This window comes from Lysinibacillus louembei, from assembly GCF_033880585.1.
Taxonomy (GTDB): domain Bacteria; phylum Bacillota; class Bacilli; order Bacillales_A; family Planococcaceae; genus Metasolibacillus; species Metasolibacillus louembei.
Map to the genome: position 1 here is coordinate 1,217,842 of NZ_CP137624.1, position 14,799 is coordinate 1,232,640.

The window sequence follows — 14,799 nt, forward strand, 5'->3', positions numbered from 1 at the left end:
TTCCGAAAAGAATATGGACACAATGGATATGCTAGAAAAAATACATTTATTGCTGTCCTTGACTATCTTGCTGCTTACTATCTTCTTGCTGTTTGTCAGATCCAGATCCAGAGTCACTTGAGCTTGTACCTTCCCCACTTTGCATAATCAATTGCTGCCATTTTGCTTGTAGTAAAGGATTATCGATTGTTTCCATCACAATTTGCTCCATCTGTTTGCGTAGTGGTGCGCTTTTTAAAATAGACTCAAGCTGCTTTTGCATATCAGCCTGGCCAAAGAAAGATTGTAAATCCTCTTGATAGGAAGCATCTTTCATTAGCCCTTTTAAAATTGCCTCTTGCTGCTCCTGCATACTCTTTGCTAAAGCCTCTTTAAATTTTGGATCTTGAAATGTCTTTTTCCAAAAATCCTCGGCTTCCTTCGATAATAAAGTTTGCTCTGTCGCTTGCTTTATTTCATCGCTATCAAGTATAAGAAGCTCTCGGAATTTTGGGTCCTCTAACACTTGCCGAATTGCTTTTTTTCCATCCTCCGTTTGAATGGAGTCAACCATAATTTTTTTCACTTCATCATAGGACATCGTTGCTGTTTTTGATTCTGTGCATCCAACAAGTAATAGTAAAGAGGAGAAAATAATAAATCCAATTCGATACATAATTTATCAGTCCTTTCATCATTGTAGGTGTGAAAAAAGCGGTATAGCAAGGCTAAATAATACATAATGAATTGCAAAGCTCTTTCATTTATTGTTCACATTTTTACGAATAATATGTATCGTATTTATTTGTCCATTAGCTTTTTTATGTTGTCATTGCTAAAATGGGAATGGAGAGTATCGGTTAACATAACTGAATTCAAAATATAAGTGAAGCGTTCATCTCATTAGAGATGTACATTTTTTATGAATCAAAATAAATTGGGGGACATTATGTCGTGACAATACGAAATTGGATTAAATTTTTCTTTATGTCGCTGTTAATAGGTGGAGCCGTAACAGCTGTTGCAAGTCTTGTTATACGTTGGGACTTCTTCAAGCCATACTTAGTAAATGGAGAATTCGGTGAGTTTATCGCAGCCTTTGCTTGGATGATTTTACTAGGCTTTACGATGAGCGTGATTGCTCAAGCAGGGTATTTTGGTTATTTAACATTACATCAAGTTGGTGTTAATATTTTCCGTACATTAACATTATGGAATTGGGTACAAGTATTATTAATCATAGTTGTGTTAGTTGACTTAGTTATTTTCCGCTTTGCACCAGGAGCAGAAACGGCAAAGGATTGGTTGTTTTACATTGGCTTGCTAGTCGTTTTAGTATTTGGCGCTATTGCAACAGCTATTCAAAAAGTAAAAATGACAGGCAAAAAACATGTATTGATTTCATCCATCTTTTTCATGATTGTTATTACATCATTAGAGTGGATTATTGCATTGATGGGACGTCAAGATAATATCAACACATACGTGGCTTTATTATTATTCCCATTAATTGCAGTTAATGCATATCAATTATTAATGCTGCCTAAATATAACGCTAAGTCTGAAGAAGATCGCAAAAAATTAGAAAAGCGCCGCAAAGCACGTAAGCAAGCAGCGCAAAATTAAAAACGATGGGAAGCCATCGTTTTTTTTATTGGGGAAATCGTTTTGTCTTGATTTGATAACCAAATAAGTTTTCTTCTATAGAAGTGATGCGATGCTGTTGCATGAATAACGTAAGTTGTTCAAAATCAATTGTAGAATCAGCATGTGCAGGAACCGACAAAATCATCCCTTCTTCAAGTGCCAATTCAGCATGCCAAAGGACAGACGGAGTAAGCATATTGATGCGATGATTAAATATTAATTGCTGCAACTCTTTAGGGAATACGTAATCTCTTGTCATAAACCAGAGTGGATCTTTCTCAAAGTACTTTTTATAAGTAGCAATTTCGTCTTTTAATAATTGGTTATTTGTATAATCTGTACTATAATGACCAAGGAGCGCAGTCGGTATACGTTTTTCTTTGATTATTTCAATCATTGACGGTGAACGTTCAATCCAAGCACTATCGACCATTAGTAAAGGATATGGTGCCTGTAAGTTGCTAAGCCAAGTTTCAAAACCTTCATGAGAAAAAGTTACTTCAAGCATTAAAGTTTGTCCATAATGCCCTTTTGAAATAACTGTTGGCTCATTTGTCGCATTAAATGTCGGCAAAACCGTAGAAATCCCTTTCTGATAAAATAGTAAAATTAGAAATAGAAAAGCTAGTAATAGCAGTATTCGTCGCACTTTTTACTCCCCTTTATTTACAGTGATTTTTTATAAAAAATAGTTTTCTATAAAAAAGTTATGAAAAAGCGTTGACTTTAATGAATAAATGATGATATTATAAGTAAGTCGCCAAGAGGTGACGCAGTAATGAACGAAAATGAACCTTGAAAACTGAACAAGCAAGACGTGAATGAATAAAATGTTTCATTTAATAGATGAAACACAATTTTGGACATCATTAAGATGCCAGCAATTTGAGCTTAACTCAAATTCTTTTTATGGAGAGTTTGATCCTGGCTCAGGACGAACGCTGGCGGCGTGCCTAATACATGCAAGTCGAGCGGGTGTTACTTTGGTGCTTGCACCGAAGTAACGCTAGCGGCGGACGGGTGAGTAACACGTGGGCAACCTACCTTGTAGATGGGGATAACTCCGGGAAACCGGTGCTAATACCGAATGATACTTTTGAACACATGTTTGAAAGTTGAAAGATGGTTCTGCTATCGCTACAGGATGGGCCCGCGGCGCATTAGCTAGTTGGTGAGGTAATGGCTCACCAAGGCGACGATGCGTAGCCGACCTGAGAGGGTGATCGGCCACACTGGGACTGAGACACGGCCCAGACTCCTACGGGAGGCAGCAGTAGGGAATCTTCCACAATGGGCGAAAGCCTGATGGAGCAACGCCGCGTGAGTGAAGAAGGTTTTCGGATCGTAAAACTCTGTTGTAAGGGAAGAACAAGTACAGTAGTAACTGGCTGTACCTTGACGGTACCTTATTAGAAAGCCACGGCTAACTACGTGCCAGCAGCCGCGGTAATACGTAGGTGGCAAGCGTTGTCCGGAATTATTGGGCGTAAAGCGCGCGCAGGCGGTTCTTTAAGTCTGATGTGAAAGCCCCCGGCTCAACCGGGGAGGGTCATTGGAAACTGGGGAACTTGAGTGCAGAAGAGGAAAGTGGAATTCCAAGTGTAGCGGTGAAATGCGTAGAGATTTGGAGGAACACCAGTGGCGAAGGCGACTTTCTGGTCTGTAACTGACGCTGAGGCGCGAAAGCGTGGGGAGCAAACAGGATTAGATACCCTGGTAGTCCACGCCGTAAACGATGAGTGCTAAGTGTTAGGGGGTTTCCGCCCCTTAGTGCTGCAGCTAACGCATTAAGCACTCCGCCTGGGGAGTACGGTCGCAAGACTGAAACTCAAAGGAATTGACGGGGGCCCGCACAAGCGGTGGAGCATGTGGTTTAATTCGAAGCAACGCGAAGAACCTTACCAGGTCTTGACATCCCGTTGACCACTATGGAGACATAGTTTTCCCTTCGGGGACAATGGTGACAGGTGGTGCATGGTTGTCGTCAGCTCGTGTCGTGAGATGTTGGGTTAAGTCCCGCAACGAGCGCAACCCTTGATCTTAGTTGCCATCATTTAGTTGGGCACTCTAAGGTGACTGCCGGTGATAAACCGGAGGAAGGTGGGGATGACGTCAAATCATCATGCCCCTTATGACCTGGGCTACACACGTGCTACAATGGACGGTACAAACGGTTGCCAACCCGCGAGGGGGAGCTAATCCGATAAAACCGTTCTCAGTTCGGATTGTAGGCTGCAACTCGCCTACATGAAGCCGGAATCGCTAGTAATCGCGGATCAGCATGCCGCGGTGAATACGTTCCCGGGCCTTGTACACACCGCCCGTCACACCACGAGAGTTTGTAACACCCGAAGTCGGTGAGGTAACCTTTTGGAGCCAGCCGCCGAAGGTGGGATAGATGATTGGGGTGAAGTCGTAACAAGGTAGCCGTATCGGAAGGTGCGGCTGGATCACCTCCTTTCTAAGGATATTTTCGGAATATCTCCTACAGGAGATACCATTCACGGCTTGCTGTTCAGTTTTGAAGGTTCATCTACTGATGAATACTTCAAACCATTGTTCTTTGAAAACTGGATAAAACGACATTGAAAGCAACAAGTTTAAAATAGATCAAGTAATTGATCGTGTAAGTTCTGAAATCTTATTTCTTTACTGAAATAAGTTGTAACTAACAACAATGAGGGTTTCAAGACACGAGTAGGACAAGGAAGCGATTGAACGATGGAAGGAGCGTACTTCAGTACGTGACTGACGGAGTGAATGAAGCTGACGCCGTCATACGATGTGTATTGGAAGCCGAATAGAAGGTTTCGAGATACGAGCAAGACAAGGAAACTGCTTGAGAGAATGAAGGAGCGTACCTTTGTACGTGACTGAATGAGCGAAAGTAGTTGACGCCGTATTGCGATGTAGATCGAAAGCTGTAGGTTAAGTTATTAAGGGCGCACGGTGGATGCCTTGGCACTAGGAGTCGATGAAGGACGGCACTAACACCGATATGCCTCGGGGAGCTGTAAGTAAGCTTTGATCCGGGGATTTCCGAATGGGGAAACCCACTATGTTTAATGGCATAGTATCCTTACGTGAATTCATAGCGTATGGAAGACAGACGCAGGGAACTGAAACATCTAAGTACCTGCAGGAAGAGAAAGAAAATTCGATTCCCTGAGTAGCGGCGAGCGAAACGGGAAAAGCCCAAACCAAAGAGCTTGCTCTTTGGGGTTGTAGGACACTCTATACGGAGTTACAAAGGAATGAAGTAGATGAAGCGACTTGGAAAGGTCCGCCAGAGCAGGTAAAAGCCCTGTAATCGAAAGTTCATTCCCTCCAGAGTGGATCCTGAGTACGGCGGAACACGTGAAATTCCGTCGGAATCCGGGAGGACCATCTCCCAAGGCTAAATACTCCCTAGTGACCGATAGTGAACCAGTACCGTGAGGGAAAGGTGAAAAGCACCCCGGAAGGGGAGTGAAAGAGATCCTGAAACCGTGTGCCTACAAGTAGTTAGAGCCCGTTAATGGGTGATAGCGTGCCTTTTGTAGAATGAACCGGCGAGTTACGATAACGTGCAAGGTTAAGCTGAGAAAGCGGAGCCGCAGCGAAAGCGAGTCTGAATAGGGCGAGTGAGTACGTTGTCGTAGACCCGAAACCAGGTGATCTACCCATGGCCAGGGTGAAGGTAAGGTAACACTTACTGGAGGCCCGAACCCACGCACGTTGAAAAGTGCGGGGATGAGCTGTGGGTAGCGGAGAAATTCCAATCGAACCTGGAGATAGCTGGTTCTCTCCGAAATAGCTTTAGGGCTAGCCTCGTGATAGAGAATACCGGAGGTAGAGCACTGTTTGGACTAGGGGGGCATCTCGCTTTACCGAATTCAGACAAACTCCGAATGCCGGATATTTATGCACGGGAGTCAGACTGCGAGTGATAAGATCCGTAGTCAAGAGGGAAACAGCCCAGACCACCAGCTAAGGTCCCAAAGTAATCGTTAAGTGGAAAAGGATGTGGCGTTGCTTAGACAACCAGGATGTTGGCTTAGAAGCAGCCATCATTTAAAGAGTGCGTAATAGCTCACTGGTCGAGTGACACTGCGCCGAAAATGTATCGGGGCTAAACGATTCACCGAAGCTGTGGATTGACATCTACGATGTCAGTGGTAGGAGAGCGTTCTAAGTGCGTTGAAGTCAGACCGGAAGGACTGGTGGAGCGCTTAGAAGTGAGAATGCCGGTATGAGTAGCGAAAGACGGGTGAGAATCCCGTCCACCGTATGACTAAGGTTTCCTGAGGAAGGCTCGTCCGCTCAGGGTTAGTCGGGACCTAAGCCGAGGCCGACAGGCGTAGGCGATGGACAACAGGTTGATATTCCTGTACTACCTCCCCACCGTTTGAGTAATGGGGGGACGCAGGAGGGTAGGGTAAGCAGAGCGTTGGTTGTCTCTGTTCAAGCAGTAAGGCGTGTGTGTAGGCAAATCCGCACACTGATACGTTGAGCTGTGATGACGAGTCCGTATGGACGAAGTTCCTGATCTCACACTGCCAAGAAAAGCCTCTAACGAGGTGGGAGGTACCCGTACCGCAAACCGACACAGGTAGTCGAGGAGAGAATCCTAAGGTGTGCGAGAGAACTCTCGTTAAGGAACTCGGCAAAATGACCCCGTAACTTCGGGAGAAGGGGTGCTCTTGAGCGTGCAAGCGCATGAGAGCCGCAGTGAATAGGCCCAGGCGACTGTTTAGCAAAAACACAGGTCTCTGCAAAACCGTAAGGTGACGTATAGGGGCTGACGCCTGCCCGGTGCTGGAAGGTTAAGAGGAGTGGTTAGCGCAAGCGAAGCTATGAATTGAAGCCCCAGTAAACGGCGGCCGTAACTATAACGGTCCTAAGGTAGCGAAATTCCTTGTCGGGTAAGTTCCGACCCGCACGAAAGGCGTAACGATCTGGGCACTGTCTCAACGAGAGACTCGGTGAAATTATAGTACCTGTGAAGATGCAGGTTACCCGCGACAGGACGGAAAGACCCCGTGGAGCTTTACTGTAGCTTGATATTGAATTTTGGTACAACTTGTACAGGATAGGTAGGAGCCAGAGATCTCGGAGCGCCAGCTTCGAAGGAGGCGTCGGTGGGATACTACCCTGGTTGTATTGAAATTCTAACCCATGCCCCTTAGCGGGGCAGGAGACAGTGTCAGGCGGACAGTTTGACTGGGGCGGTCGCCTCCTAAAAGGTAACGGAGGCGCCCAAAGGTTCCCTCAGAATGGTTGGAAATCATTCGTAGAGTGTAAAGGCACAAGGGAGCTTGACTGCGAGACCTACAAGTCGAGCAGGGTCGAAAGACGGGCTTAGTGATCCGGTGGTTCCGCATGGAAGGGCCATCGCTCAACGGATAAAAGCTACCCCGGGGATAACAGGCTTATCTCCCCCAAGAGTCCACATCGACGGGGAGGTTTGGCACCTCGATGTCGGCTCATCGCATCCTGGGGCTGTAGTCGGTCCCAAGGGTTGGGCTGTTCGCCCATTAAAGCGGTACGCGAGCTGGGTTCAGAACGTCGTGAGACAGTTCGGTCCCTATCCGTCGTGGGCGTAGGAAATTTGAGAGGAGCTGTCCTTAGTACGAGAGGACCGGGATGGACATACCGCTGGTGTACCAGTTGTCGTGCCAACGGCATCGCTGGGTAGCTATGTATGGACGGGATAAGTGCTGAAAGCATCTAAGCATGAAGCCCCCCTCAAGATGAGATTTCCCATTACGCAAGTAAGTAAGATCCCTCAAAGACGATGAGGTAGATAGGTTCGAGGTGGAAGTGTGGCGACACATGGAGCTGACGAATACTAATCGATCGAGGACTTAACCACATTCTAAACTTGTTTCAATGACCGTTTATCCAGTTTTGAAAGAATAATTTCTTTCCAATTTAATACGGTGAAGTGATGATGGCAAAGAGGTCACACCCGTTCCCATACCGAACACGGAAGTTAAGCTCTTTAGCGCCGATGGTAGTTGGGGGTTTCCCCCTGTGAGAGTAGGACATCGCTTCGCAACAATGAGACCACTGAATATTCAGTGGTTTTTTTGTGTATAGAGTAGGAAATCCCCAACTATCAAAAGGTCAGGTCGGCGCGGTATCGGTAGCAAACAATTGCACTTTCCTTGAAGCGAAGCAAACATGAAGCAGTGCAGTGGAGCGGTGGAGTTCAAGACGCCAAGGCGTGCGGAGCGGAATGTACATGGTACATGAGCACCGTAAGCGCCGCGGGCAACGAAGGAATCCGTCACTCCACTGTGCTGCGTTGAGAGTGCCGATGGTAGTTGGGGCTGCCTCCTGTGAGAGTAGGACATCACTTCGCAACAACAAGACTACTGAGCATTCAGTGATTTTGTTGTGCATATAAAAATCCCCGCTAATAAAATTGGGCGAAATAAGTTGTTTTACGGGCGAGTTCAATATATAATCGGGCGAATTTCTACCCAAAATGGGCGAATTATTTTTGATAGCTCTCATTTAAAGTCTCCTATAATACAAAATATAGTTGAAAAATCTTGTGAGAGTAGAACGAAGCTTCGCAGTTTGCCGCTAGAAGTATCAAAGTTACTGATAGAACAGATAAAGCTGCTGATAGAATACAAAAACTTGCCGATAGACTTTGCCATAAACACTAAATGTTCAAGCATTCTATATGGTAAATTATGAAGAATGATCTTAGCGATTATTTTTTAAAGGTAAAATAATTTTCTTCACCCTGCTGTGCTGTGTTGAGGACGCTGATGGTAGTTGAGCATAGCTTCATAACAGGATGCACCGCTGGTTAAAATGGGCGAATCATGTCCTTTAAGCTGCTCTCATATGTAATAATAAGAACACTCTTTTGATTAAATTTTATTTAAATAGCCACACTTAAGAAGAGCGTTAAATGAGATAATAGATAAAGTTTTGTTTCTTTAAAAAAGTGCTTGTAATAATTAAAATGCTTGATATAATAATTAATGTACTTAGTAGCAGATGACGAAGTGCATAAGTAAATAGTAACGTTCCGAAGTAGCTCAGTGGTAGAGCAACCGGCTGTTAACCGGTTGGTCGCAGGTTCGAGTCCTGCCTTCGGAGCCATTTTTTTGCTTATTAATGGAAATGACAACATTATATTAGTATTATTTAAATAAAAAATTATTTTTTCAAAAAAGGCTTGTACAAATTAAAAAAACATGCTATTATAATACTTGTCTTGTTTGAGGTAATGGCCCGTTGGTCAAGTGGTTAAGACACCGCCCTTTCACGGCGGTAACACGGGTTCGAATCCCGTACGGGTCACCATTTTAAATTTATATTGTATAGCACTCAATTATGGAGGATTAGCTCAGCTGGGAGAGCACCTGCCTTACAAGCAGGGGGTCGGCGGTTCGAACCCGTCATCCTCCACCATTTAAAGTGTTATGCCGGAGGGGTAGCGAAGTGGCTAAACGCGGCGGACTGTAAATCCGCTCCTTAGGGTTCGGCGGTTCGAATCCGTCCCCCTCCACCATCTTTTAAAATGATTGGGGTATAGCCAAGCGGTAAGGCAACGGATTTTGATTCCGTCATGCCTAGGTTCGAATCCTAGTACCCCAGCCATTTTTTTATTTTTTTGAGCCATTAGCTCAGTCGGTAGAGCATCTGACTTTTAATCAGAGGGTCGAAGGTTCGAGTCCTTCATGGCTCATCATTATGTAAGGAGTATCTAAAAGATAAAACTTTTAGGTACTCCTTTTTTGTGAAATAGGATATTAAAGTATCCTTCTTCAGTGTTTATAAACACAGCAGTATTTGTTGAAAAATATGTTAAACTAATTATAGATTTTTTTGTTATTTTAGTTTGTAGAGGTGAATGAGCTATCGTATCATCAAAAGATGTTGCAAAATTGGCTGGTGTATCACAGACGACGGTTTCACGTGTTTTGAATACTCCAGACCTAGTAAAAGCATCAACAGTTAATAAAGTGTTGAAAGCTATTGAGCAATTAAATTACATTCCAAATGAGCAGGCGAGACTGCTTGTAACAAGTCGAACAAATACAATTGCCTTATTATCTGGGCCATTACATAATCCTTTTTTCTCGGATACGACGGCTGCTATTGTCAAATATGCTAACAGTAAAGGGTATAAAGTAGACGTGCAATTTGTTCAGGATGAGGAATTGGAGCATGCCTATTCGAAAATTTTAGAACGAAAAGTGGACGGAATTATTTTATCTTGTATTTTGTATGAGGATCCTTTTTTTGAAAAACTCAAGAGATTGGATATCCCTTTTATTACATTTAATCGTAAGCATCAATCGAATGAAAACTTTGTTGAAATCGATAATGAACAGGCAGGCTATATCGCAGCACAAACATTACAAACGGTAGGGCATAAACATATTGCCTATGTAGGCGGTCATTTAACTGTTAGCACATACGCAAATCGTTTTAAAGGGGCGCTACGTGTGTTAGGGGAAACGATACCAGAGGAATATATATATCATTCGAATACAACGCGTACAAGTATTAGCCAAGGAATTGATTATTTATTACAGCAACCGACTGTACCAACGGCTATTATTGGTGCTTCTGACTCGATTGCATTAAATGTCATTGATGAATTGCTAAAACGAAATATTCGTGTGCCGGAAGATATAAGTGTTATCGGTATCGATAATGTGGAACTAGCCGCATATGAACAAATTCAATTGACGACAGTAGGGCATGCAACAGAAAAAAATTTAGGGTTAATCGCCATAACTAAGCTTACAGAAATGATTGAAAATAAAAAAAATTCTTGCGTGCGTATTACGGAATCTGTTAAACTCTTTAATAGAAAGACTGTAAAATAAAATACGTATTAATCAATGCGTGTTTTTTTATAATAAAATGGTTACGTATTCATAACTGAAAATTCGAAATAATGAAAGGGTGCTGAAGTTGCAAAAGAAAATGTATATCAATGGCGAGTGGGTTTCTACTGCAAGTTATACTGAACTAAAATCGCCATATACAAAGGAAACGATTGCGCAAATACCGCAAGCAGCAAAGGAGGATATCGCAGCTGCTGTTGATGCTGCTGAAAATGCACAACAAGCAATGGCGAATTTAACAGCACTAGAAAGAGCCAACATTCTTTATTCAATTGCTGAGGCTTTCGTAGTAAAGCGGTTAGAGGCAGCAACAATTATTTCCCAGGAAAGCTCCAAGCCATTAAAGTATGCGCTAGGTGAAATTGATCGCACGATTGAAACATATCGCTTTGCAGGTGATGAGGCAAAGCGTTTAGTTGGTGAGATGATTCCAATGGATGCGGCAAAAACAGGACAAAACCGCTTTGCTTATACGCTAGAACAACCACTAGGCATTATAGCAGCTATTACGCCATTCAACTTTCCACAAAATTTAGTGGCACATAAAGTTGGACCAGCTATTGCAGCTGGTAATACGATTGTTTTAAAGCCTGCGTCACAAACACCATTGTCAGCGTTGTTTTTAGCAGAAATTATTGAGCAAACAGTGTTGCCTAAAGGGGCATTTAATGTAGTGCTAGGAAGCGGTGGCGTCGTTGGTGATACGCTGGTGGAAAATGAAAAGGTAAAAATGATAACGTTTACAGGAAGTCCAGCAGTCGGCATTCGAATTAAAGCAAAGGCAGGGTTAAAACGTGTAGCGCTTGAGCTAGGCTCGAATTCAGGCTTGGTTGTAGATCAAGGTGTTAACATTCCGCATGTTGTCAATAAATGTGTGACAGGTGCATTTTCAAATCAAGGTCAAGTGTGCATTTCGCTACAGCGTATTTATGTTGTAGAGGATGTATTTGAGACATTTGTTGCAGAGATGGTAGAGAAAACGAAAGACTTGTATATAGGCTCTCCATTGGAAGAAACAACCGATATTTCAGCGATGATTCATGAAAAAGAGCAGCAGCGAGCATTGCATTGGATTAATGAAGCAGTAGCAGAAGGTGCAACTCTTCTATACGGTGGGACAGTTAAAGATGGCGTATTGTTACCTACAATTTTAGCGAATGTCAATCCGAGCTCTAAAGTAAGCTGTGAGGAAGTGTTTGCACCGATTGTTAGCATCAATAAAATTTCATCCATAGAGGAGGGGATTGAGGCAATCAACGATTCAGATTATGGCTTGCAGGCAGGTATTTTTACGAAGGATATTGCAACGGCATTTGCTGCCTCTAAACAGCTTGAAGTCGGTGGTGTAGTCATTAATGATATTCCAACATATCGCGTTGACCAAATGCCATATGGTGGCGTTAAACAAAGCGGAACAGGAAAAGAAGGCGTCAAATATGCCATTCATGAAATGACCGAAACAAAGCTTGTGATTTGGAATCAAGAAGGAGGGCTATAAATGGCTGAAAAAATCACATTTGCCCCTTTAAGCTATACAGGCTGGGGCTCTCTAAATTATTTATCAGAAGAAGTACAGCGTTTACGAGGACAAAACATATTGCTTGTGACAGATCCCTTTTTACATGAAATGGGCTTAACACAAAAAATTATAGCCCCATTAGAAGCGCTCAATTTAACGATTAATGTCTATACAAAGGTTGTGCCAGAGCCACCATTAGCGGTAGCAGAGGAGCTTGTAGCCTATGCGCGGGAGCATCAAAGCGATATGGTCATTGGCTTAGGTGGAGGAAGCGCACTTGATTTAGCTAAATTAGCCGGGATTATTACTGTACATGAAGGCGATGTCAAAGATTATTTAAATTTAACTGCAACACGCAAGCTTCTGCATAAAGGGCTACCGACAATATTAATTCCTACAACATCAGGTACCGGCTCTGAAGTGACGAATATTGCTGTTTTATCATTAGAGACGACAAAGGATGTAGTGACACACGACTACTTACTTGCAGATGTAGCCATCGTTGATCCAGAGCTGACGATGTCATTGCCACCAAAAGTGACGGCTGCTACAGGTGTAGATGCTCTCACACATGCTGTCGAGGCATATATTTCACGCAATGCCAGCCCTGTTTCAGATGCATTAGCGCTACAAGCAATCCAACTAATTAGTGGCTCGCTACGAACAGCTGTGAAGGATGGGCAAAATAAAGAGGCGCGCATCGCAATGAGCTATGGCAGTTATTTAGCGGGATTAGCATTTTTCAATGCAGGGGTTGCCGGAGTACATGCACTTGCCTATCCATTAGGTGGACAGTTCCATATTGCGCATGGTGATTCTAATGCTGTGCTGCTGCCTTATGTGATGGGTTATATTCGTTCATCCTGTGAAAAGCGCATGAAGGATATTTATAATGCAATGGGCTTTAATAGCAGCTATTTGTCACAGGAGGAGGCATCACATAAATGTGTGGAGGAATTGCAGCGCCTCGTTGAAGATGTTGGTATTCCTTCTAGCTTGAAAGGTTTTGGGGTTGGAGAAGATGCGCTGACGAGCTTAACAGAGGATGCAACAAAGCAAACGCGCATACTTGCACGCAGTCCGATGCCATTAGAAAAAGAAGATATTTTTGCTATTTATAAGGCAGCATATGATGCTGTGACTTTCAAATAAATAGAAATTAATCAAACAGCAAAGGGGATAGAAAAATGTGTAATAACAAAAAGTTATATGTATTAGACACAGGAACGATGAAGATGGACAAAAATTATATGATTGCCATGCATAACCCAGCAACAATTGATAATCCAAATCCGCCAGCAGAGTTTGTAGAATTTCCGATTTATGCTGTATTAATTGACCATCCAGAAGGGAAAATTTTGTTTGATACAGGCTGTAACCCGGATGGGATGGGAGAGGATGGACGCTGGCCTGAAGGGGTGCAAAAAGCCTTCCCAACATTTGCGAGTGAAGAATGTTATTTGATTAATCGTTTAGAACAATTGAAAGTACGACCAGCAGATATTAAATATGTAATCGCCTCACATTTACATTTAGATCATGCAGGTTGTCTAGAGCTATTTACGAATGCTGAAATTATCGTCCATGATTCAGAGCTATCGAATGTCATGAAGCAATTTGCAATGACACGTAATATGGGTGCATATATTTGGGGCGATGTGATGGCATGGATTCAAAACGAGTTGCGCTGGCGCACGATTAAGCCACATGAAAAAGAAGTGCAGCTTGTAGAAGGCATTAAAATTATCAACTTTGGTCCAGGACATGCCTATGGAATGCTAGGCTTGCATATTGAGCTACCAGGACATGGCAATGTTTTATTAGCCTCTGATGCGGTGTATACGGCTGAAAGCTATGGTCCACCGGTCAAGCCTCCAGGCATTATTTATGATTCTGTAGGCTATAATTCGACAGTGGAGCGCATTCGCAAATTTGCGACAGAAAACAATTCAGAAGTATGGTTTGGGCATGACTCCAATCAATTTAAAAACTTTATAAAATCAACAGAGGGCTATTACGAATAGATTTTTACAATTTTAAGGAGCTTATCAAGTAACCATGACTACTTGAAAGCTCTTTTTTTCGTTCTATAATAGGTATATAAGGAGGCATTGCTATGGGAGAAAGAGGAAGACCTAAAGGAGCGAGCGGTGAAGAAAGCCGTGCGCTATTACTGGAAGTAGCTGCAAGGGAGTTTGCACAAAATGGCTATCATGAAACAAAGGTAAGTGCCATAGTGAAAGGGGCCTCATTAAGCCAGCCTACATTTTATTTATACTTTAAAAATAAGGAAGCAATTTTTGAGGAGTTAGAAAGCTTATTCCATACGCGATTAATGGCATTTATAAAGCAAAGTCGTTTGCAACCCGAATTGGAATTTATAACAGTTAAAGCACGGGTTACGCATAATTTAAAGGAAATCCTAGCCTTTTTAGATAAAAACCCATATTTAACGCGAATTGGCTTTTATTTATCGGCAAAAGCAGATGCAATTAAGGCACAAATTGTCGAGCAAATTCGAGACAATCTTGATTATGAGGTTAGGGCAGGTTATTTCCGTAAAGACATCGATACTTCTATGGTAGCAGAAAGCTTAGTTGGTATTATTGAGCGACTAACATTTACGAAAATATTAACAAAACAAAAAAGGCCAGAGGAAATAGCGAATGATATCGCCGATTTATTGTTGGAGGGTATCCGAAATAGAGAAGGCTAATCATTTTCAAAAAAAGAAAATATGTATTTTCTTTTTTTATAGTTGAATATTACTTTTAAGTAATATAATATTTA

Annotated in this window: 8 protein-coding genes, 6 tRNA genes and 3 rRNA genes; 15 read left to right on the forward strand and 2 right to left on the reverse strand. The window is 42.8% G+C overall.

The features are described from left to right. Positions 1-46: 46 nt before the first annotated feature. The gene (gerD, locus tag R6U77_RS06050; RefSeq protein ID WP_293929747.1) at positions 47-655 is read right to left on the reverse strand and encodes a spore germination lipoprotein GerD; all 609 of its coding nucleotides are present in this window, start codon (positions 653-655) and stop codon (positions 47-49) included. A gap of 278 nt (positions 656-933) precedes the next feature. Here gerD and R6U77_RS06055 point away from each other — a divergent pair, with 278 nt between their 5' ends. Beyond that, positions 934-1,605 (forward strand): KinB-signaling pathway activation protein, encoded by a 672-nt coding sequence (locus R6U77_RS06055; protein WP_293929746.1) that lies wholly within the window; start codon positions 934-936, stop codon positions 1,603-1,605. A gap of 25 nt (positions 1,606-1,630) precedes the next feature. Here R6U77_RS06055 and R6U77_RS06060 read toward each other — a convergent pair whose 3' ends face one another. Further along, on the reverse strand, positions 1,631-2,275 hold the full coding sequence (locus R6U77_RS06060) for a hypothetical protein (protein WP_319837793.1): 645 nt from the start codon (positions 2,273-2,275) through the stop codon (positions 1,631-1,633). A 257-nt stretch (positions 2,276-2,532) separates the two neighbouring features. On the opposite strand from R6U77_RS06060, the gene R6U77_RS06065 reads away from it, so the two are divergent. From R6U77_RS06065 to R6U77_RS06130, 14 genes are all read left to right on the forward strand, one after another. After that, positions 2,533-4,087: ribosomal RNA gene (locus R6U77_RS06065) — 16S ribosomal RNA — on the forward strand. Between the two features lie 465 nt (positions 4,088-4,552). Next, positions 4,553-7,480, forward strand: a 23S ribosomal RNA gene (locus R6U77_RS06070). A 68-nt stretch (positions 7,481-7,548) separates the two neighbouring features. Then, positions 7,549-7,664, forward strand: a 5S ribosomal RNA gene (gene rrf / locus R6U77_RS06075). Together the 16S, 23S and 5S rRNA genes form the textbook arrangement of a ribosomal RNA operon. 991 nt (positions 7,665-8,655) lie before the next feature. Further along, positions 8,656-8,730: transfer RNA gene (locus R6U77_RS06080), tRNA-Asn, on the forward strand. A gap of 129 nt (positions 8,731-8,859) precedes the next feature. Beyond that, positions 8,860-8,934: transfer RNA gene (locus tag R6U77_RS06085), tRNA-Glu, on the forward strand. A 32-nt stretch (positions 8,935-8,966) separates the two neighbouring features. Beyond that, a tRNA-Val gene (locus tag R6U77_RS06090) sits at positions 8,967-9,042 on the forward strand. 16 nt (positions 9,043-9,058) lie between these two features. Next, a tRNA-Tyr gene (locus R6U77_RS06095) sits at positions 9,059-9,142 on the forward strand. A 14-nt stretch (positions 9,143-9,156) separates the two neighbouring features. Continuing rightward, positions 9,157-9,231 (forward strand) — tRNA-Gln (locus R6U77_RS06100). Between the two features lie 15 nt (positions 9,232-9,246). Beyond that, positions 9,247-9,319, forward strand: a tRNA-Lys gene (locus R6U77_RS06105). Between the two features lie 172 nt (positions 9,320-9,491). Continuing rightward, positions 9,492-10,469 (forward strand): LacI family DNA-binding transcriptional regulator, encoded by a 978-nt coding sequence (locus tag R6U77_RS06110; protein ID WP_293927144.1) that lies wholly within the window; start codon positions 9,492-9,494, stop codon positions 10,467-10,469. An 88-nt stretch (positions 10,470-10,557) separates the two neighbouring features. Then, positions 10,558-11,988: an aldehyde dehydrogenase family protein gene (locus R6U77_RS06115; RefSeq protein WP_319837794.1), complete on the forward strand. Its 1,431-nt coding sequence runs from the start codon at positions 10,558-10,560 to the stop codon at positions 11,986-11,988. Then, positions 11,989-13,161, forward strand: a complete 1,173-nt coding sequence (locus R6U77_RS06120) for an iron-containing alcohol dehydrogenase (protein ID WP_319837795.1) — start codon at positions 11,989-11,991, stop codon at positions 13,159-13,161. A 35-nt stretch (positions 13,162-13,196) separates the two neighbouring features. After that, a complete protein-coding gene (gene ahlS / locus R6U77_RS06125; protein WP_319837796.1) occupies positions 13,197-14,033 on the forward strand; it encodes an AhlS family quorum-quenching N-acyl homoserine lactonase in 837 nt (278 codons plus the stop codon). Between the two features lie 92 nt (positions 14,034-14,125). Beyond that, positions 14,126-14,725, forward strand: a complete 600-nt coding sequence (locus tag R6U77_RS06130) for a TetR/AcrR family transcriptional regulator (protein WP_293926967.1) — start codon at positions 14,126-14,128, stop codon at positions 14,723-14,725. Positions 14,726-14,799: the final 74 nt, after the last annotated feature.

Excerpts from the sequence above, each read along its gene's own strand:
- gerD (WP_293929747.1), bottom strand. The coding sequence starts at position 655 with ATGTATCGAATTGGATTTATTATTTTCTCCTCTTTACTATTACTTGTT.
- R6U77_RS06120 (WP_319837795.1), top strand. The coding sequence starts at position 11,989 with ATGGCTGAAAAAATCACATTTGCCCCTTTAAGCTATACAGGCTGGGGC.
- ahlS (WP_319837796.1), top strand. The coding sequence starts at position 13,197 with ATGTGTAATAACAAAAAGTTATATGTATTAGACACAGGAACGATGAAG.
- R6U77_RS06130 (WP_293926967.1), top strand. The coding sequence starts at position 14,126 with ATGGGAGAAAGAGGAAGACCTAAAGGAGCGAGCGGTGAAGAAAGCCGT.